Here is a 19503-nt window from a genome sequence, read left to right on the forward strand (position 1 = left end):
GAAACCGCCCGCGGCTTGCCGGCCGTACTCGGGCAGTGGCCGGACCGGTAGGTACACGGGCCCCGCGCCCGGCACCGAGCTGAAACACGCCGAACGATGAGGCCGGGCCCGCGCCCCGGACTGCCTTTCCTCAGCCCAGCGCGTCCATCACGGCGGTGACATAGGCATCCAGCCGCTCCTCCACGGTGCGCGTCGTCAGCTCTGTCCTCCCTGCCTCCCGCCACGACCGCGACACCAACCGCACCTCTTCCGAGCACGCCAGCCCGTCCCGCACCTGCCAGTACAGCCGCTCGCGCGCGGCCGCGGCCAGCACCCCGCCGGCCTCCTCGTACGCCTCAGCGAACCGCAGACCCCACGCCGGGCCGTGCAGCAGCGCGAGATTGGTGGAGCAGTGCGCCACATCGAGATCCGCCGGGCCCCAGGAGGCCGCTGCCCAGTCGACGACGCCGGTGATCCGGGCACCTGCCGGCCTTGAGGGCTGCACGTCGAACAGCACGTTGCCGGGTTGGAAGTCCCGGTGCAGGAATCGCCCTTCATAGGGTGGCGCGGGCTCGCGGATCACGTCGATCGCCGCGGTCCATACCGCTCTGTCGGCGCCCTGTGGAACCACGACGGTGTCGGCGGTCGTCAACGCCACATACTCCGGGGGCCGCACAGCGGGTCGCAGCGCGTGGATCGCCACGAGTTGACGGGCCAGCAGAGGAACGCGTGTCTCCAATCCCTCATCATCCAGGACCGTCCGGCCCGCCAGATGCGTCATCAGGAGCGACGGATACTCGCAATGCGCGGCGGTCGGATCCACCGCGACCAGTCCAGGAGCCGACACGCCGGTCCCCGCGAGCAGGGTCAGGGCGCCGGCCTCCCGGTTCAGCCCATCCTCGGCGTGCTCCACGTAGAACGGGTCGACGAAGCTCCGCAGCACCAGGTCACGGGTGCCTCCGTCCCGCATACCGATGGTCAGCCTCCGCATTTCGGCAGTCATGCCGCCGTGGAGCGCCTCGGCTTTGACGACCCGTTCACCGGCCTCCAGGTGCCGGTTCACCCAAGCCAGGGTCAACGGTCGGACAGCCGCCGCCTCATCGTGGTTGGTCACCGTGCGACCTCAACATTCCGCGAAGACTCATGAGTTCAGTGCTGGGCGAGCCTGAGACTGGCTGGTGGCTCGTCGGGCAGGCCGACGCGGAAGAGATGTATGTCGTCCTCGACGATGACCGCCAGCCGGGCGCCGTCGGGCGACCAGGCGAGGGACCGGGCACCGATCCCGGCCTGTGCGCGGTCCCTCGCCGGGCGCCGCATGATGAGCTCACGGTCGGCGACCCGGTAGACGTCGGGTGTGCACGTCCGCTCATCGTTCCAGTCCTCCGTCGCCACGGCCAGGTACGCGCCGTCCGGGCTCGCCGCCAGCGAGTTCAGCCGGTCGCCCGGCACAGTGATGGTGTCCAGGACCCTGCCGGAGGCGGGCTCGATCACATGCACGTTCGCGTTGTGGGCTACGAACATCCGGGTCTCGTCCGCGCTGAACGCCACGCCCCGGACCCGGCCGGAGGTTTCGTCACCGAGCCGTACCGTGCGATCGGGCGAGGACTGCCCGGAGACGAAGTCCACCCGGCCGCCGAGACCGTACTCGATCCGGAAGCAGCCGGTGCGCGAGCGTACGCGGCCTGGCTCCACCGGAACGTCGGTCTCGGTGTCGGCGTCGAGGTCATAGGCCCACGGGCGCACCTCGTCGTCCTCGTCCTCCTTGAGCGTGACCACATGCCGCCCGGGTACCCACATGATGTCCCGGCCGGCCGAGACAGGTGACATGCGGAGCCGCTCGGACCGGTTGGGCGTGTCGTAAACGGCCAGTTCGCCGTCCTCGCTGGTGACAGCGAGAAAGCGGCCGTCGTCGGAGAAGGCCAGTGCCACGAGGGAGGCGGAATGGTCGGAGCCGGCGAACGGAGTGAGGACGGCATCCGGTTCCGTGAGATCCGGCACGTGCGGGGCATCCTCGGCGCGCAACCGGCGGGTTGGGTCCGGGTAATAGCCGGTCTCCCAGCTCAGGCCGGGCCGCAGATGCTCCAGCCAGCGTCGGTCGGTGACCTGGACCTCGTAATCGGCCTGCACGAGAAGGCGCTCATCCGGCCAGCCGTCGTCCCGTTGGTGAATGCCCTCCTCCTGGAGGGTATCGATGTGCTCCCAGTCCCCTTCGGACAGCGGATGGTTGCGGACGGTGACACGTTCGACGCTGTCCACGAACCACCGGGTGTTCACGGCGAGCCAGCCGTCGTTCTCGGGCTCCCGCCAGGTGAGGAAATCACCGAGTGAACCGCCGCCGTCGTCCGCGCTCTGCCACAGCAGCGACAGGAAGAAGCCGGGGTCGGCCGGCAGTTCGGCATGCCACCGGCGCTCGACGTCGTAGTCGACAACGAAGATCCGAAATCTCACACGCCGCCGCTCGGGGGCCGGGGCGAGCACTCGCACGCCGTAGAAGGGGTGGATGGACAAAGGCTCTCTCTCGTCTCGAAACCAGAGGATGATCAGTGTGCGCCGACGTGTTTCAGGACTGCAAGGTCCACGCTTTCAGAAACGGTTTCTTCGTGTGGAGCAGCCCCGCACGCTCGTGACCGCGAGCCGCGACCACCGTGCGTGGGGCAGGCCCTGTCAGGTGTCTGTCGCTTCGTCCCTGTCGGTGCGAGCGCTGACCGAACGGCCGGCCGAACCGGCCGGAGCACTCGCACCCGAACCGCGCCGTATCCACCGCGACCAGATCAGGACCGTGGGGTCCATCGGCCCCGGCCGTGCGTGGCGGCGCATCGCCGGAGGCACGAAGGGGTGAGGCAGAAACGCTGCGTGACCACGAGGCGGCGGAAGGCCAGGCAGCGGCCGCGTCTCGCGCGTTCGCTATGGGGCGGTATGTGAAGCTCTGGTCTCGCATAGTGGTCGCACCTGGACCTGGGTACTGGTCAGCTTGTTACATGCGCGTAACACTTAAGTGTCCCGCGCACGGCAATGGCGCCGAGCGTCCCCCACCGGACGGTATTGGAGTGAGCCGGCCCTCCCCGTACCGGATCCGGTGTCAGCTGTGCCAGAAAGGGTTTACGTGATCACGCGATCCGAGACGAAGACCACGCTCGCGCACCTGCTCACCGAGATCGAGCACCGCAACCCGGCCCAGCCGGAGTTCCACCAGGCCGTCCACGAGGTTCTGGAGACGCTGGCGCCGGTCGTCGCGGCCCGCCCCGAGTACGCCGACCCCGGGCTGATCGAGCGGCTGTGCGAGCCGGAGCGGCAGGTCATCTTCCGGGTGCCGTGGCAGGACGATCAGGGCCGCGTTCGCGTCAACCGGGGCTTCCGGGTGGAGTTCAACAGCGCGCTCGGCCCCTACAAGGGCGGCCTGCGCTTCCACCCGTCGGTGAACCTCGGCGTCATCAAGTTCCTGGGGTTCGAGCAGGTCTTCAAGAACGCGTTGACGGATCTCGGCATCGGCGGCGGCAAGGGCGGCAGCGACTTCGACCCACACGGGCGCAGCGACGCGGAGGTCATGCGGTTCTGCCAGTCGTTCATGACGGAGCTGTACCGGCACATCGGCGAGCACACGGACGTGCCCGCGGGTGACATCGGCGTCGGCGGCCGGGAGATCGGCTACCTGTTCGGCCAGTACCGGCGCATCACCAACCGCTGGGAGGCCGGCGTCCTCACCGGCAAGGGCCAGGGCTGGGGCGGCTCGCTGATCCGGCCGGAGGCCACCGGATACGGCAACGTCCTCTTCGCGGCCGCGATGCTGCGCGAGCGCGGCGAGGACCTGGAAGGCCGGACGGCGGTCGTCTCCGGCTCCGGCAACGTCGCCATCTACACCATCGAAAAGCTGGCCGCCCTCGGTGCCAATGCCGTGACCTGCTCCGATTCATCCGGCTACGTGGTCGATGAGAAGGGCATCGACCTCGACCTCCTCAAGCAGGTCAAAGAGGTCGAGCGCGGCCGGGTGGACACGTACGCCGAGCGTCGGGGCGCTTCGGCCCGCTTCGTGCCCGGCGGGCGGGTCTGGGAGGTTCCGGCCGACATCGCGCTGCCGTCGGCCACACAGAACGAGCTGGACGAGAATGATGCCGTCGCTCTGATCCGCAACGGGGTGAAGGCGGTCTCGGAAGGCGCCAACATGCCGACGACCCCGGCGGCGGTGCACCTGTTCCAGCAGGCGGGCGTCGCGTTCGGGCCCGGCAAGGCGGCCAACGCCGGTGGCGTCGCGGTCAGCGCCCTGGAGATGGCCCAGAACCACGCCCGTACCTCGTGGACGGCGGCGCGGGTCGAGGAGGAGCTGACGCACATCATGAACAACATCCACACCACCTGCCATGAGACCGCCGAGCGCTACGGCGCCCCCGATGACTATGTGACGGGCGCGAACATCGCGGGCTTCGAGCGGGTGGCGGACGCGATGCTGGCCCAGGGCGTCATCTGAACCCGGCAGGAACCGGGAAGGAGGGAGCCACGTGCGCAGGAAGGAGACGGTCCGGCGCACGTGGTCCATGAGCGGCTGGAGACCCGGTCACCTCACCACTCGGCGAAGCTTCCGTCGGGGTGGCGCCACACCGGGTTGCGCCAGGCCGGCGCCGAGGCGTCGGCCTGGCGTACGGCGGCCTCGTCCACGGTGATGCCGAGTCCGGGCAGGGTGGTGCGATGGGCGTGGCCGTCGGTGAAGCGGAACGGGGCCGGGTCGAGCACGTAGGACAGCAGGTCGGCGCTCTTGTTGTAGTGGATGCCGAGACTCTGCTCCTGGATCAGGAAGTTCGGGGTGGCGAACGCGACCTGGAGGCTGGCCGCGAGGGCGAGCGGGCCGAGCGGACAGTGCGGCGCGAGCAGCGCGCCGAAGGTCTCGGCGACCGCCGCGATGCGGTGCACCTCGGAGATGCCCCCGGCGTGCGAGAGATCGGGCTGTGCCACGGCGATACCGGCCTGGAACGCGGGCAGGAACTCGGCGCGGGAAAAGAGCCGTTCACCGGTGGCGATCGGGACGGCCGTGGACTCCACGAGCCGTGGCAGCAGTGGCGTGTGCTCGGGCAGTACGGGCTCCTCGGCGAAGAGCGGGTGCAGGGGTGCGATCAGCTCCAGCACGCGGCGCGCGCCGGCGGGTGTGAACCTGCCGTGGAAGTCGATTGCCATGTCCCGGTCCGGACCCAGGGCCTCGCGGGCCGTCGCCGCGCGCTCCACCACGGCGGCGGTCTCGGCGGCCGTGGGCAGCGGGGAGGTACGCCCGGCGGCGTTCATCTTCACCGCGGTGAAACCGGCCTCGACCTGCGCGGCGATGTGGTCGGCCAGCTCCGCGGGCTCGTCCCCGCCGACCCAGGCGTAGACCCGTACCGCGTCGCGGACCGGGCCGCCCAGCAGCGCGTGCACCGGTACCCCGTACGCCTTGCCGGCGATGTCCCACAGCGCCTGGTCGAGTCCGGCGACGGCGCTGGAGAGGACCGGGCCGCCACGGTAGAACCCGCCCTTGGTGAGGACCTGCCAGTGATCCTGGATGCGCAACGGGTCCTGACCGATCAGATACTCGGCAAGGGTGGCCACGGCCGTGCGCACCACCTCCGCCCGGCCCTCGACCACGGGCTCGCCCCAGCCGACGATGCCGTCGTCGGTCTCCACCCGGCAGAACAGCCAGCGGGGCGGCAGCCGGAACGTCTCGATGCGGGTGATCTTCACGGGAGGGCCGGCCTTTCGTGAGGGGCTGAGGGAGCCAAGTCTCGTGACTTCCGGCGTGATTCCACACCCCCGTGTACGCACCCATCGCGAACCGCTATGCGGCCATGGGCCTTCCTGATGTGCGCTTCTTCTCCGGTCCCGCCCGCTCTAGCGTCTGGGCCAGACACGGTCTGGTGGTTTTCCAAAGGGAGGGAGCAGCACTGTGCCTGTTGTCGATCTGGTCGCCGATCTCGGAGAGAGCTTCGGGGCCTACACCATGGGCAATGACGCCGAACTGCTGAAACTGCTGACGTCCGCGAACGTCGCCTGCGGATTCCACGCGGGCGACCCGCGGGTGATGGACACGACCGTACGGACCTGCGTGGAGCGCGGCGTCCGCATCGGCGCACACCCGAGCTTCCCCGACCTGGTGGGCTTCGGACGCCGGGCGATGGACCTGACCCCCGACGAGGTGCGCACCGACGTGCTGTACCAGATCGGGGCGCTGTCCGCGTTCACCCGCGCGCACGGCACCCGGATCGAGCACCTGGCTCCGCACGGGCGCCTGGGCAACCTCGTCGTCACCCGGCGCGACTACGCCGAGGCCGTCGCCGACGCCGTCGAGGCCTTCGACCCGTCACTGGTGATCCTGATGCAGGAGGGCGAGATGGCCGCCGTGGCCCGCGAACGCGGTCTGCGCATGGCCATGGTCGGCATCGCCGACCGCGCCTACGAGGACGACGGCACTCTGGTGTCGCGGTCCGAGCCCGGCGCCGTGCTGCACGACCCGGACGAGGTCACCCGCCGGACCGTCCGCATGGTCACCGAGGGGCTGATCACCAGCCGGAACGGCAAGGACATCGCGGTACGGACGGACTGCGTGCAGCTCCACGGCGACGGCCCGGCGGCCCTCCAGCTCGCGACCCGTATCCGTGACGAACTTCAGGCCGCCGGCGTCCGGCTGGCGCCCCTGGACGAGGTACTGGGCGCGCCGGCCGCATGACGGACACGCGCGCAGCGACGACGATGGCCATCTCGCTGTGCGGCGACGCCGCTGTGCGCGTCGCCGTCGACGGCGACGACACCGACCAGGTGTGGACGGCCGTGCACCGGCTCGCCGGATGGCTCAACCACGGCGGGATCCATCCCACGGTGACGGCCGTGCCCACCTACGACGCGGTGCTCGTGGAGTTCGACCCGTACTACACCACGGGTGAGGAGATCGCCTCGCTCATCCGCTCCTGGGACACCGCCGCCCCGGTCGGCGAAGGCGGCGCGGCCGGCGGCGTCATCGACGTGCCGGTGCTCTTCGGTGGCGAGGCCGGCCCCGACCTGGAGTGGGTGGCCGACGTGGTCGGCCACCCGGTGCCCAAGATCATCGACCTCGTGTGTGCCGGGGAACCTCTCATCCGCTGCCTGGGCGGCCCGGCGGCCTCGGCCATGATGGACGGACCCGACTTCGGCCTGCCCATTCCACGGCTGGCCACGCCCCGGCTGCGCGTGCCGCCCGGCGCGGTCTCCGTCGCCGGGCGCCAGACGGTCATCGGGCCCGTCGCCGCTCCCAGCGGCTGGCGGCAGATCGGCCGCACCCCGCTGGACATCCTGCGCACCGACACCGACACCGACACCGTGGTCCCGTACCGGCCGGGGGACCGGGTGCGGTTCCTGCCCATCGACGAGACCGGCTACGCGGAGCTGCTCGGCACCCCGATGAGGTACCGCCACGATGACTGACCGCCCCCAACTGTACGTCGACTCCGCCAGGGTGTGCGTCGTCACCGACCTCGGCCGGGTCGCGGGACCCGCGCGAGGACTCGCCGTCAACGGCGCCCTCGACCAGTTCGCCGCCCGCGCCGCCAACGCCCTGGTCGGCAACGCGCCCACGGACCCGCTCATCGAGGCCACCGGCTTCGGGATCACCTTCCGGCCCAGCCACGACGTCCTGCTGTCCGTCACCGGCGCGCCCGCCGAACCCGCCGTCGACGGCCGTGCCCACCCGGCCTGGACGCCGCTGTCGGTGCGCGCGGGCGAGACGGTGCGGGTCGGCATCTCCGACGCCGGACTGCGTGCCTACGTCGCCGTACACGGGTCCTTCGACGTGCCCCGGCTGATGGGGAGCTGCGCACCGGACTCGATGATCGGGTTCGGGACCCAGGTCGCCTCCGGCACCGTGCTGCCGCTGCTGCGCTCCCACCCGCCGCTGGTCAACCGCCGCTTCGGTGCCACCGTGTTCCACTTCGGCATCCCCCGCGACGTCGGCCGGGTCTGCTCGGTCCTGGACGTGGTCGACGGGCCGGACGCCGCCGAGTTCGGGCCGGGGCTCCAGCGGCTGTACGACTCCCCGTACACGGTCACCCCGCGCATCAACCATGTCGGGATGCGGGTCGCCGGACCCGTGCCCCGGCGGTCGGTCACCGGGGAGGTGCTCTCCCGCGGGGTGCCGATCGGCGCGGTCGAGGCCCCGACCGGTGACGAACTGCTCGTTCTGATGCGCGGCCGCGGCATCACCGCGGGATACCCGGTCCTCGCGGTGCTCACCTCCCGTGCCCTGGACCACGCGGCGCAGCTCAGACCGGGCCAGACCATCCGCTTCCACCGCACGACCGCGTCCGCCGCCACCGCCGCCTACCTGGAGCGGCGCCGTCTGCTGGACCGCGTCGCCCTGCGCGCGCGCACGGCCTTCGCGGCACTCGTGTGACCCACCCAAGGAGAGAAGGAATGACGAACCCCACAACGCTCCGGGCGCCCGCGCCGGCCGAGCGCATGTCCCGTGTCAAGGAGTCACCGAGTTCCCGGGTCGCGGACCGGGTACGGGAGTTCCAGGCGGCGGGCCGCAAGGTGCTGCCGCTGACGATCGGCGAACCCGACTTCGACACCCCCGACCATGTGAAGGAAGCGGCCATAGCCGCGATCCGCGCCGGGGAGACCAAATACACCTCGGCCAACGGCACCCCCGCGTTGCAGAAGGCCATCACCGCCCGGCTGCTGAGGAAGACCGGGCAGTCCTACGCAGGGGACGAGATCTGCGTGGGCGGCGGCGCGAAACAGCTCATCTTCCTGGCCTTCATGGCCACTCTCGACGAAGGCGACGAGGTCATCGTCCCGGCCCCGTACTGGGTGTCGTATCCGGACATGGTCACGGTCAACGGCGGGCGGCCCGTCACCGTCGCCACCACGGCGGACGAGGGGTACAAGCTCACCCCGGACCAGCTCCGCGAGGCCATCACCGACCGGACCACCTGGGTCGTGCTCAACACGCCCAACAACCCCACGGGCGCCGTCTACAGCGAGTCGGAGCTGCGCGGCCTCACCGATGTCGTCCGCGCCCACCCGCACGTCTCGATCCTCTGCGACGAGATCTACGACGAGATCAACTATGGCGCGCGACCGGTTCCCAGCGCGGTGACCGTCGCCCCCGACCTGCGGAGGAGGATCTTCCTCGTCAACGGTGTGTCGAAGGCGTACGCCATGACCGGATGGCGGATCGGCTACGGCGCGGGAGCGGCCGGGCTCTGCGCCGCCATCGGCACGCTCCAGTCGCAGAGTTCGTCCTGCCCGTCCTCCGTGAGCCAGGCCGCGGCGGTCGCGGCGCTCGACGGCGGGCGTGAGTTCATCGACCGCACCGTGGGCATCTACACCGAGCGACGGGACCTCCTCGTCTCGGGCCTTGCCGCGATCGACGGACTGCGACCGACCGCCCCCGAGGGGGGCTTCTACGTCTGGGTCGACGCCTCCGCGCTGATGGGGTCCGTCACCCCCTCGGGCAAGAGGATCACGACCGACGCGGAACTGGCCGAACACTTCCTGGACACCAGCGGCGTCGTGGTCATCTCCGGCGATTCCTACGGCTGCCCGGGACATTTCCGCGCCAGCTTCGCACTGTCCTCCGAAATCATCGGCGAGGCCGTCGCCGGACTCGCCCGGTCCGTCGAGTTGCTGCGTCGCTGATATACCCTTCCGTGCCGTGCCGGCCCGGCGATCCACCAGAAATCAGCTTCTCTAATGCCGGTATCGGGAGCTGGATTCCGAATGCCGCCGGGTATACCCATCGGCAATACCGAGGAAATAATGACGGGCCAAAGTACTGACGACGACGTCACTTTGTGAAAGGTTGTGCCCGTGAACAGCAAGGTATCCGCGGCTCCGCCGCACGCGCAGCCACTCGCGGCCACCACGAAGGCGACGAAGGTGTCCATCGTCGGGGGTCTCATCGGTGTCTTCATCGAGCTGTACGACAACGCCGTCTACGGCTTCGTGGCCGGAACCCTCGCGGTCGTGTTCTTTCCCAGCGGCGCCTCCACCACGAGCGTCTTGCTGACCTTCACGGCCTTCGCCATTCCCTTCTTCTTCCGCCCCGTGGGTGCCGCCGTAGCCGGATCGTGGGGCGACCGAATAGGGCGCAAACGAGTCCTGTTGGTGCTCATCACCATGATGAGCCTGTCCACCGCCCTGGTCGGCGTTCTGCCGAGCTACGCGACGGTGGGCGTCTGGGCGCCGATCGGCCTGGTGCTGCTGCGTTTCGTCCAGGGCTTCGCGATGGGCGGCGAGCCCGGCAACGGCAACTCCTTCCTCGCCGAACACGCCGGTGACGGCCGCCGCGGCCGGGTGGTCAGCTATGCCAACGCCGCCACGTTCATAGCGATGCTCCTCGGCACCCTGTTCGCCGCCCTGCTCACCGCGGTGCTCAGCACCGGACAGATGGAGGCGTGGGGCTGGCGGCTGCCCTTCCTCCTCGCCCTGCCGCTCGGCGTGGTGGGCCTGGTGGTCCGCCGGCTCTCCGAGGAGTCACCGGAGTTCGCCGAGGCGGAGCAGAAGGGCGCGGTGACCGGCAGCCCGCTGAAGGAGGCGTTCACCACTCCCGAGATCCGCCGCGCGATGGGCCTGACCATCGTGCTGCCGCTGCTCAACAGCTCCGGCTACTTCGTCCTGTTCATCTACATGCCGTCCTTCATGAAGGACGAGATGCATTTCTCCGGCCTCGAAGGGCTGCTGGTCACCGCCATCATGCTGGCCGTCGGCACCTTCGCGGTGCTCTACGCCGGACGCCTCTCCGACCGGATCGGCCGCAAGAAGCTGCTCAGCGGCTCGGCGTTCGGCATGGTCGTCATCGGCTTCCCCTGCTACTGGCTGCTGACGCGGGGCTCCTTCGCCACGGCGGTCGTCGGCGCGGTCCTGATGGCCGTCTGTTTCGCCGGCACCAACGGCGTGATGCAGGTGACGCTCGCCGAACTCTTTCCCACCCGGGTCCGCACCGTGGCCTACGGCGTCGGCTACAACCTCGGCACCGCCATCTTCGGCGGTGCCGCACCGCTGCTGGTCTCCGCGCTCATCGCCGCGACCGGCAGCACCTGGATCCCGGCGATCTACCTGGTCCTCACCTCCGCCGTCGCCGGGTTCACCGCGCTGCGCATCAAGGAGACGGCCTTCGAGCCGCTCAAGCGCTGAACCGGACCCGGCCCGACGCACCCGTACCTCCTCCCATCCGAAAGGACGGTGGTCCCGTGGCGACAGCGGCCACGCACCAGGCCACAGCCGCACTCGACAGGCTCCGCGGACGACTGGACAAGGCCGGCTTCGGCGCCCTGCTGCTGACCTCGCGCACCGGGCGCCGGTACGCCCTGGGCCCGGTACCCGGCTCCGCCGACGCGACCGCCGTCCTGCTCACGACCGACGGCACGGTGGCGAGCGCGACCGGCGACCTGGCCGCGGCCACCGCCGCCGCGCTGCGTGCGGCCGGCATCGCGGGCGGCATGGTCGCCACCGAGGCCGATCTGCCGCCGGACGTCCTCGGACAGACCGACGGCACCGGCGTCCGGCTGCGCCCGGCCGCCGACCTGGTCTTCGCCGAACTGGCCTGCTGCGAGCCCGGCGAACAGCCCGCGTTCGCCGCCGCGGCCGAGCTCGCCGCCGTCGGCTACACGGCGGTCATGGACCACCTGCGGGTGGGCATGGACGTACGGGAGCTGTCCGGCAACGTCGACCGGTCGGTCCGCCGGGCCGGCGGACTGCTCGGGTGGTACGACCCGTACGACGCCGACGGGGCGGCCGGCACCGACCTGGTGACCGTCCGCGGCCACGACCCCGCCACGGCCCGGCTCACCGCGACCGTCCCGCTCCGTTACGTCCTGCACCCGCTGCTGGACGGGACCGCCGGGTACGCCGCCGCGACCGCCGTGCTCAGCAAGGCCGACGGCCCGCTGCGCACCGCGGGCGACGTATGCGCCGCCGCGACGGCCGCGCTGCTCGCGGCCCTGCGGCCGGGCGCCCGGCTCACCGACGGATACGCGGCGTTCGAGCGAGAGGCCGGCGGGCACGGGGCGGCCTGCCGGCTGGTCGCGCTGCGCGGCGGCGGGGCATCGGCGCCGCTGCCGCCGGACAGCGCGGTGGTCGCCGAGCCCGGCATGGTGCTCGGCGTGCGGACCGGGGTCCAGGTGCCGGGCCGGGGCGCGGTCGAGCTCGCGGAGACCGTCGCGCTGACCGCCGAGGGCGCCGAGCCGCAGGCGGGCACGCCCTTGCGCCTCGTCGAGCTGTACTGACCCCACCCGCCACGCCACCGCCGTAACCCCCCTGTGAACGCAAGAGGAGAACCGTCATGGGCACGACCCACCCGACCGGAGCGGACCGGGTACCCACGGCCGACGCGGCCGGTGTCACCATGCCGCTGGTCGGATTCGGCACCCATCCGATGCGCGGCGACCAGGCCACCGAGGCCGTACTGACCGCCTTCTCCGTCGGTTACCGGCTCGTCGACACCGCCACCCGCTACCGCAACGAGGCCGCCGTCGGCGCCGCCCTCGCCGCCACCGACCTGCCCCGCTCCGACCTGTTCGTGACCACCAAGATGCCGCCCGACCAGGTCGGCCGGGAACGGCTCACCCTGGAGCGGAGCCTGACCGCGCTGGGCTGTGACCACATCGACCTCTGGCTGATCCACTGGCCCCCGGGCGGCCACCCGGGCGTCACCAGCTGGCGCGCGTTCGTGAAGGCCCGCGACGAGGGCCTGGTCCGGGCCATCGGGGTCAGCAACTACTCGGTGGAACTCATCGACGCGCTGCACCGCGAGACCGGTGTCTACCCGGCCGTCAACCAGGTGCAGTGGGGCCCCGGCGACTACGATCCGCACTTCGCCGGGGCGATGCGTGAGCGCGGTGTGGTGCTGAGCGCGCACAGCCCGCTGCGCAGCACCGACCTCGACCATCCGGTGCTCCTCGACGTGGCCCGCCGGCACGGCCGTTCGCCGCGCGACGTCGTCCTGGCGTGGAACCTGCACCACAAGGTCGCGGTCACCGTGAAATCCGCGCACCGCGACCGTATGGAGCGCAATCTGTCCGCGGCCGACCTCACCCTGACGCCGGCGGACGTCGAGGCGATCGACGGTCTCACGACCGTGACGACGGGGCGTTAGCCACACCGACCGGAGCGAATACCACGGCCGTGCGAGGACGGATGGCCGTGGTATTCGCATGTTCTTTTTCCCTCTCCCATCGGTATTTTTTATGCCGCCATACGGATAGCCGCTTCGCCTCTTTCACCGGAAGCCGCGGTACTACGCTCTGACCCACGTTCCCGATTTCCCGAGAAGGGCCGCCGTGGTTTATCAGGTAGTGGTCACGCGAGGTTATGCGCAGCCGGACGGCAGCACCGTTTTCGGTGACATCGGGCTCTCCCGGCTGACCGACGCCGGACTGGCGTGGCGCGTACTGGACGAGGAGGTCGGGGAACTGCGGGCGGAGCAGCTCGCGGAAGCCGACGCGGTCCTGGTGCTCGGGCACGAGCGGGTCACGGCGCGTTCCATACCGGCCTCGGGCCGGCTCCGGCATGTCGCGCGGTTCGGCGCCGGTTTCGACGCCGTCGACACCGAGGCCTGCGCCCGGCGCGGTGTGCTGGTCACCAACGCCCCCGACGCGGTACGGCGGCCGGTGGCCGACTCCGTGATCGCGCTGCTGTACGCGCTCTCGCACCACCTGGTCGTCAAGGACAGACTGGTGCGCGAGGGACGCTGGGCGGAGCGCGGGGCCTGGCGCGGCCCCGGGCTGACCGGGGCCACCGTGGGCATCGTCGGACTCGGCGGCATCGGACTGGAGACGGCACGGCGGGTACGCGCGCAGGGACTGCGCGTCCTGGGCTACAACCGCAGCGACCGCGCCCGGGAGGCGGCCGAGGCCGGCGTCGAACTCGCCACCCTGGACGACGTACTGAGCACCAGTGACTACGTGGTCGTCGCCGTCGCCGCCAACCCCGGCACCCGGCACCTCATCGGAGAACGGGAACTGGCGCTGATGCGTCCCACCGCCCGGCTGATCAACGTCTCGCGCGGCGTGGTGGTCGACGAGGAGGCGCTCATCGCACGGCTGTCGGACAGCCGGCTGGCCGGAGCCGGCCTGGACGTGTTCACCGAGGAGCCGCTCACGCCGGACAGCCCGCTGACCGCGCTGGACAACGTGATCCTCGCGCCGCACTCCCTGTGCTGGACCGACCAGTACACGGCCGCCGTGTCGGCGAGCGTGATGGCGTCGCTCATCGCCGTGAGCCGCGGCGAACAGCCCCCGGAGACGGTCAACGGCCCCTTCTGACAAGGCGACTCGCAATACGCCGGACGACTCGAACAAGAGGGACAGGACATGACGGAGCACAGCACGGGCCGCCGCACCGCGGTCATCACGGGAGCGGCGTCCACGCGGGGCATCGGCCGCGCCCTCGCCGGCCGGCTGGCCGCGGCCGGCTGGCACCTCGGCCTGCTCGACATCGACCCGGAGGTCGAGAAGGCCGCCGCCGGGATCCGCGCCGAGTACGGTGTCGCCGCGGTCGGCGCGGTCGCGGACATCGCCGACCCCGCCGCCGTGGACACGGCCGTCACTGCCTTCGAAGCGGAACTGCCGCCGGTCACCGGGCTGGTCAACAGCGCGGGCATCAGCTCACCGGTGTCCTTCCTCGACGCGGACCTGGCCACCTGGGAACGTGTCATGCGGATCAACGCCACCGGAACCTTCGTGGTGAGCAAGCGCATCGTGCCCGGCATGGCCGAGCGCGGCCACGGCCGGGTGGTCAGCCTCGGTTCGACGGCGATGCAGAACGGCGGCGGCACCTACAGCAAGTCCGCCTACGCCGCGTCCAAGGGCGCGATCGAGGCGTTCAGCCGGGCCCTCGCCCTGGAGGTGGCCCCACGTGGGGTGACGGTCAACGTCGTCGCGCCCGCCACCATCGACACCGACATCATGGGCGGCCGGATCACCGACGACCGCAAACCCGCCTTCCTGTCCCAGCTTCCGGTGGGGCGGCTCGGCACCACCCGCGATGTCGCCGCCCTCGTCGAGTTCCTCCTCGGCGAGGACGCCGGCTACATCACCGGCGCCACCTACAACATCAACGGAGGCCTTCGCATTGGCTGACGTCCCGGCGCCCCCGGCGTCCCCCGCCGCCGCCCCGCCCGCCTCCACCGAGCGGCCGTCCCTGGCCGCGCCGTCCCGCCTCCCGGTCCCGCACACACCCGAGACCTGGCCGATCGCCGCCGCCATGCTCCAGTTCCCGCCGCACGCGGCGGACGGCACCCCGGTGGAGAAGCTCGACCCCGAGGAATGGCGGCGCCTGCTCCAGCCCGTCGTGGACGAGGGCTTCACCCATCTGGAACTGTCCACCGCCTGGCTGCCCCTGGGCGACCTGGACCGCGCCCGGCTGACGGCGCTGCGCGAGGTCCTGGCCGACGCGGGGCTCACCGTACCCGGTGTCGGAGTCGTCCGCCGCAGTGTCGTCCACCCGGAGCGTGGCGAGGACCATCTCGCCTTCTCCCACCGGACCGTGGACGCGGCCGCCGCGCTGGGCGCGGACGTCGTCTGCCTCGGACTCCACGACGCGCTGAGCCCCCGGCAACGGCGGGCGCTGTGGTTCTGGACCGTTCCGGGCGACGACGTACCGCCCCGCCACGACCGGCAGGTGCGCGCGCTCGCCGTCCACCGGTTCCGCGAACTCGCCGTCCACGCCGCCGACGTCGGTGTGGAACTCTCCCTGGAGCTGTATGAGAACACCTACCTGGGCAGCGGTGACGAGGCGGTCCGGTTCCTCGACGACATCGGCCATGAAGCGGTCGGACTCAATCCCGACCTCGGCAACCTGCTGCGCGTCCAGGGGCCGGTGGACACCTGGGAGTACCTGGTCTCGGTCACCGCGCCCCGCACCAACTACTGGCACGTCAAGAACTACGCCCGCCTGGAGGACCCGGCCACCGGCACCGTGCTCACCCACCCCACGTCCCTGGAACTCGGCGTGATCGACTACCGAGCCGCCGTCCGCTACGCGATCTCCCAGGGCTTCGGCGGCACCTTCGTGGTCGAGCACTACGGCGGCGACGGCCTGAGCGTGGGCGCCACCAACGCCGCGTACCTCAGGCGCGTCCTGCCCCGCACCGACTGACCGTACGACACCCGCCGGTACAACACCCGCCCGTACGACACCCGCCCGTACGACACCCGCCCGTACGAACTGGAGAGCCGTGACACTTCCACCACCGCCCGCCGCGGAGTTCCCCACCGCCCGCACCGCGATCGTCACCGGCGCCGCGTCACCGCGCGGCATCGGACGGGCCACCGCCGCCCAGCTCGCCGCCGAGGGCTGGTCGGTCGCCGTGCTCGACCTGGACGAGACCGCCTGCCGCGGCGTGGCCACCGCCCTGACGGAGCAACACGGAGTCGCCTGCCTCGGCATCGGCGTGGACATCAGGGACCGCGCCGCGGTGGACGCCGCCGTACACCGCGTCGGCACCGAACTGCCGCAGCTCGTCGGGCTCGTCAACAACGCCGGCGTCAGCTCGCCGGTGCCCTTCCTCGACGTCACGGACGCCGAATGGCACCGGGTGATCGACGTCAACCTGCACGGGACCTTCCACGTCACCCACGCCGCGGCGAAACTCATGGCCGAACACCGGATCGGCCGTATCGTCAACATCTCCTCCACCTCCGCCGAACGCGGCGGCGGGGTGTACGGACGAGCCGCCTACTCGGCCTCCAAGGCCGCGCTGCTCGGCCTCTCCCGCACTCTCGCCCGGGAGCTCGGCCCCTACGGCATCACCGCCAACTCCGTGGCGCCCGGCTCCATCGACACCGACATCATGGGCGGCCGGCTGACCGACGAGCGCAAGGCCGTACTGCTGGAGGACCTGCCCGTCGGCCGCATCGGCACCGTGGACGACGTGGCCGCGGTCGTCGCCTTCCTGCTGAGCGAGCGCGCCGGCTACCTCACGGGCGTCACCTACGACGTCAACGGCGGATCGCACATCGCATGACGCACCCGCACCCCAAGCACCCAGACGTGGAGGACGACAGCACCGTGGACGTTCCGTTCACCGCCGACCTGACCGGCAAGACGGCCGTGGTCACCGGGGCGAGTACCGGTATCGGCCACGCGATCGCCGAGCTCTACCTGCGCAACGGCGCGACCGTGATCGGCATCCACCGCCGCGAGAGCGCCGCGCACACCGGAGCGTACGTCCCGGTGAGCGCCGACCTGAGCGATCCGGAGCAGGTGCGCGCCACCGCCGCCGGGATACTGCGCGAGCACCGGGTCGACATCCTGGTCAACAACGCGGGCCTCAACCTCCGGCACCGCTTCGAGGAGTTCCCGGCCGAGGACTGGGACCGGGTCCAGCAGCTCAACGTACGCACGGTCGTCGAACTGACCCAGCTCTTCGGCCGGCCGATGCTCGAACGGGGCTCGGGCGCGATCGTCAATCTGGCCTCGATGCTCTCCTTCACCGGTGGCTTCACCGCCTCCGCGTACGCCGCGTCCAAGGGCGCCGTCGGACAGTTCACCAAGTCGGTGGCGAACGAGTGGGCGCCGAAGGGCGTCCGCGTCAACGCCATCGCGCCGGGCTTCATCGACACCGAGATGAACGTCGCGCTCGTCGCCGACGAGACCCGCAACCGCCAGATCCTCGAACGCATCCCGGCGGGGCGGTGGGGCACCGCACGGGACATCGCGGGCGCCGCGCTGTTCCTGGTGTCCGACGCCGCCCGCTTCATCCACGGAACCGTGCTGCCCGTCGACGGCGGCTACCTTGCCCGCTGACGCCGAAAGGAACGCGCTGTGATGAAAGCCGTCGTCGTCCACGGACCGGGAGACCTGCGCGTGGACGCGCTGCCCGAACCCGAGCCGGCACCGGACCGGGTTCTGGTCCGCGTCGTCTACGGAGGCATCTGCGGCTCGGACCTGCACTACGCCGCGGACGGCCGCAACGGCCCCTACACGGTCACCGAACCGCTGGTCCTCGGCCACGAGGTGGTCGGCGTCGTCGCCGGGGCGGGAGAAGACGTGCCGGACGCGCCGGCCGTCGGCTCCCGCGTCGCCCTGCACCCGGCGACCCCCTGCGCTCCGGCCGGCACCACCGCGCCCACCGGCCTGCACCTGGACCCGGACGGCAGCTACTTCGGCAGCGCCTCCACCCGGCCGCACACCCAGGGCGGCTTCGTGGAACTGTTGGAGGTACGTCCCTCCCAGCTCCGCCCGCTGCCCGCCGCACTGCCCCTGCGCCGGGCCGTACTGGCCGAGCCGCTGGCCGTCGTCCTGCACGGTACGGCCCGCCTGGGCGACCGGATACGGGGTGCGACGGCGCTGGTCAGCGGCGCGGGCCCGATCGGTGCGCTGGCCGTCGCGGCACTGCGGCACGCGGGCGCCGCCGAGATCACCGCCGTCGACCTCGCGGACTTCCCGCTGCGGACCGCGGCCGCGGTCGGCGCCACCACGACCGTGAACCTCTCCGAGGGCGGCACCGTCGACCGGTCGGCGTTCGACGTGACGGTCGAAGCGGCGGGCGCCGTCGCCTCGCTCGCCACCGCGCTGGACGCGGTACGCCCCGGCGGCGTCGTGCTCCAGCTCGGCATACTGCCGCGCGAACCGGTGCCGGTCGCCATGTCGACACTCATCGCCAAGGAGCTGACGCTGTACGGCTCCCAGCGCTTCGACACCGAACTGGACGCCGCGATCGCCCTGCTGGCCGCCGACCCCGCGCTGGACGCGGTGCTCAGCCACGAGTTCACCGTCGAGGACGCCGCGGAGGCGTTCCGCTGCGCCGCCGACTCCTCCCGGTCCGCCAAGACGGTGCTCCGGGTCTCCGCCGACCCGGACGCCTGAACCCGCACGACATCACCGAACCGCACTGCACCGCAAGGGAGTGTTCCCATGATCCACGTACGCACCCGGATCGACCGTCCGTCCGCCGATGTCGTGGCCGCGCTCGGCCGCTTCTCCGCCGCGACCATCCACGAGGCACAGGGCCGCAAGGGCGCCCTGGCACACCGGCTGAAGCCCGTGGACCCGGCGATGTCCTTCTGCGGACCGGCCTTCACGGTCGACGCGCAGGCGGGCGACAACATCATGGTGCAGGTCGCCATCTCCTACGCCCGCGCCGGGGACGTCGTGATCGTGGCGGGGTCGGAGTACGAACAGGCGGGCTCCTTCGGAGACGTACTGGCCACCGCCTGCCAGAGCAGGCAACTGGCCGCCTTCGTCACCGACTCCGGTGTGCGCGACAGCGCTGACCTGCGCAAGCTCGGCTTCCCCGTCTTCTCCGGCACGGTGTGCATCGAGGGAACGGTCAAGGAGACCCTCGGCCAGGTGAACCGCCCGATCTCCATCGGCGGACAGATCGTCCGGCCCGGCGACATCCTGCGCGGCGACGCCGACGGCATCGTCGTCATCGACCCGGAGGAGGCCGAGGAGGTCGTCCGGCTCTGCCAGGAACGCGAGGACCACGAGGCGAAGATCCGCGAGCAGCACCGGCGTGGCGACAAAACGCTGATCGAGATACACGGACTGACCGAGAAGCTCAAGGCCAAGGGCCTGGTCGTCGAGGAGTGA

The 19503-nt window shown here is 71.2% G+C and carries 18 protein-coding genes; 15 read left to right on the plus strand and 3 right to left on the minus strand.

Annotated elements, in window-relative coordinates:
• Positions 1–130 precede the first annotated feature (130 nt).
• Both PS467_RS39910 and PS467_RS39915 read right to left on the minus strand, forming a co-directional pair.
• Complete coding sequence (locus tag PS467_RS39910) at positions 131–1093, minus strand: phosphotransferase family protein (protein WP_311039409.1); 963 nt, start codon at positions 1091–1093, stop codon at positions 131–133.
• A gap of 35 nt (positions 1094–1128) precedes the next feature.
• Positions 1129–2487 (minus strand): WD40 repeat domain-containing protein, encoded by a 1359-nt coding sequence (locus tag PS467_RS39915; protein ID WP_311039410.1) that lies wholly within the window; start codon positions 2485–2487, stop codon positions 1129–1131.
• Between the two features lie 595 nt (positions 2488–3082).
• Here PS467_RS39915 and gdhA point away from each other — a divergent pair.
• Positions 3083–4441, plus strand: coding sequence for an NADP-specific glutamate dehydrogenase (gene gdhA, locus PS467_RS39920; protein ID WP_311039411.1), 1359 nt, complete (start codon positions 3083–3085; stop codon positions 4439–4441).
• A gap of 92 nt (positions 4442–4533) precedes the next feature.
• On the opposite strand, the gene dgoD is transcribed toward gdhA, so the two are convergent.
• The gene (gene dgoD / locus PS467_RS39925; RefSeq protein ID WP_311039412.1) at positions 4534–5679 is read right to left on the minus strand and encodes a galactonate dehydratase; all 1146 of its coding nucleotides are present in this window, start codon (positions 5677–5679) and stop codon (positions 4534–4536) included.
• Positions 5680–5881: 202 nt separating this feature from the next.
• On the opposite strand from dgoD, the gene PS467_RS39930 reads away from it, so the two are divergent.
• The 14 genes from PS467_RS39930 to PS467_RS39995 all read left to right on the plus strand — a co-directional run bounded on the left by PS467_RS39930 (position 5882) and on the right by PS467_RS39995 (position 19503).
• Entirely contained in the window at positions 5882–6661 is a 780-nt protein-coding gene (locus tag PS467_RS39930) for a LamB/YcsF family protein (RefSeq protein WP_268976580.1), read from the plus strand.
• A complete protein-coding gene (locus PS467_RS39935) occupies positions 6658–7392 on the plus strand; it encodes a 5-oxoprolinase subunit B family protein (RefSeq protein WP_311039413.1) in 735 nt (244 codons plus the stop codon). Before PS467_RS39930 ends, PS467_RS39935 begins: the two co-directional genes overlap by 4 nt.
• Positions 7385–8356, plus strand: a complete 972-nt coding sequence (locus PS467_RS39940) for a 5-oxoprolinase subunit C family protein (RefSeq protein ID WP_311039414.1) — start codon at positions 7385–7387, stop codon at positions 8354–8356. Before PS467_RS39935 ends, PS467_RS39940 begins: the two co-directional genes overlap by 8 nt.
• A gap of 20 nt (positions 8357–8376) precedes the next feature.
• Entirely contained in the window at positions 8377–9606 is a 1230-nt protein-coding gene (locus PS467_RS39945; protein ID WP_311039415.1) for an aminotransferase class I/II-fold pyridoxal phosphate-dependent enzyme, read from the plus strand.
• 171 nt (positions 9607–9777) lie between these two features.
• A complete protein-coding gene (locus PS467_RS39950; protein ID WP_311039416.1) occupies positions 9778–11103 on the plus strand; it encodes an MFS transporter in 1326 nt (441 codons plus the stop codon).
• A gap of 56 nt (positions 11104–11159) precedes the next feature.
• Positions 11160–12194: a M24 family metallopeptidase gene (locus PS467_RS39955; protein ID WP_311039417.1), complete on the plus strand. Its 1035-nt coding sequence runs from the start codon at positions 11160–11162 to the stop codon at positions 12192–12194.
• 56 nt (positions 12195–12250) lie between these two features.
• Positions 12251–13063 (plus strand): aldo/keto reductase, encoded by an 813-nt coding sequence (locus PS467_RS39960; RefSeq protein WP_311039418.1) that lies wholly within the window; start codon positions 12251–12253, stop codon positions 13061–13063.
• A gap of 184 nt (positions 13064–13247) precedes the next feature.
• Positions 13248–14231 carry an NAD(P)-dependent oxidoreductase gene (locus PS467_RS39965; protein WP_311039419.1) on the plus strand — a complete coding sequence of 328 codons (984 nt, stop codon included), beginning with the start codon at positions 13248–13250 and terminating at the stop codon, positions 14229–14231.
• A 48-nt stretch (positions 14232–14279) separates the two neighbouring features.
• A complete protein-coding gene (locus PS467_RS39970) occupies positions 14280–15047 on the plus strand; it encodes an SDR family NAD(P)-dependent oxidoreductase (RefSeq protein ID WP_311039420.1) in 768 nt (255 codons plus the stop codon).
• Positions 15040–16065, plus strand: a complete 1026-nt coding sequence (locus tag PS467_RS39975) for a sugar phosphate isomerase/epimerase family protein (RefSeq protein ID WP_311039421.1) — start codon at positions 15040–15042, stop codon at positions 16063–16065. The genes PS467_RS39970 and PS467_RS39975 overlap by 8 nt, the downstream gene beginning before the upstream one ends.
• Positions 16066–16144: 79 nt before the next feature.
• On the plus strand, positions 16145–16933 hold the full coding sequence (locus tag PS467_RS39980) for an SDR family NAD(P)-dependent oxidoreductase (protein ID WP_311039422.1): 789 nt from the start codon (positions 16145–16147) through the stop codon (positions 16931–16933).
• The gene (locus tag PS467_RS39985; RefSeq protein WP_311039423.1) at positions 16930–17715 is read left to right on the plus strand and encodes an SDR family NAD(P)-dependent oxidoreductase; all 786 of its coding nucleotides are present in this window, start codon (positions 16930–16932) and stop codon (positions 17713–17715) included. Before PS467_RS39980 ends, PS467_RS39985 begins: the two co-directional genes overlap by 4 nt.
• A gap of 21 nt (positions 17716–17736) precedes the next feature.
• Positions 17737–18777 carry a zinc-binding dehydrogenase gene (locus PS467_RS39990; protein ID WP_311039424.1) on the plus strand — a complete coding sequence of 347 codons (1041 nt, stop codon included), beginning with the start codon at positions 17737–17739 and terminating at the stop codon, positions 18775–18777.
• A 48-nt stretch (positions 18778–18825) separates the two neighbouring features.
• Positions 18826–19503: a 4-carboxy-4-hydroxy-2-oxoadipate aldolase/oxaloacetate decarboxylase gene (locus tag PS467_RS39995; RefSeq protein WP_311039425.1), complete on the plus strand. Its 678-nt coding sequence runs from the start codon at positions 18826–18828 to the stop codon at positions 19501–19503.

The organism is Streptomyces luomodiensis (assembly GCF_031679605.1).
In the GTDB taxonomy this organism is placed as follows: Bacteria; Actinomycetota; Actinomycetes; order Streptomycetales; family Streptomycetaceae; genus Streptomyces; species Streptomyces luomodiensis.

Coding starts and splice junctions, on each gene's coding strand:
- PS467_RS39995 (WP_311039425.1), top strand. CDS start 18,826: ATGATCCACGTACGCACCCGGATCGACCGTCCGTCCGCCGATGTCGTG.
- PS467_RS39945 (WP_311039415.1), top strand. CDS start 8,377: ATGACGAACCCCACAACGCTCCGGGCGCCCGCGCCGGCCGAGCGCATG.
- PS467_RS39960 (WP_311039418.1), top strand. CDS start 12,251: ATGGGCACGACCCACCCGACCGGAGCGGACCGGGTACCCACGGCCGAC.
- PS467_RS39985 (WP_311039423.1), top strand. CDS start 16,930: ATGACGCACCCGCACCCCAAGCACCCAGACGTGGAGGACGACAGCACC.
- PS467_RS39940 (WP_311039414.1), top strand. CDS start 7,385: ATGACTGACCGCCCCCAACTGTACGTCGACTCCGCCAGGGTGTGCGTC.
- PS467_RS39970 (WP_311039420.1), top strand. CDS start 14,280: ATGACGGAGCACAGCACGGGCCGCCGCACCGCGGTCATCACGGGAGCG.
- PS467_RS39990 (WP_311039424.1), top strand. CDS start 17,737: ATGAAAGCCGTCGTCGTCCACGGACCGGGAGACCTGCGCGTGGACGCG.
- PS467_RS39935 (WP_311039413.1), top strand. CDS start 6,658: ATGACGGACACGCGCGCAGCGACGACGATGGCCATCTCGCTGTGCGGC.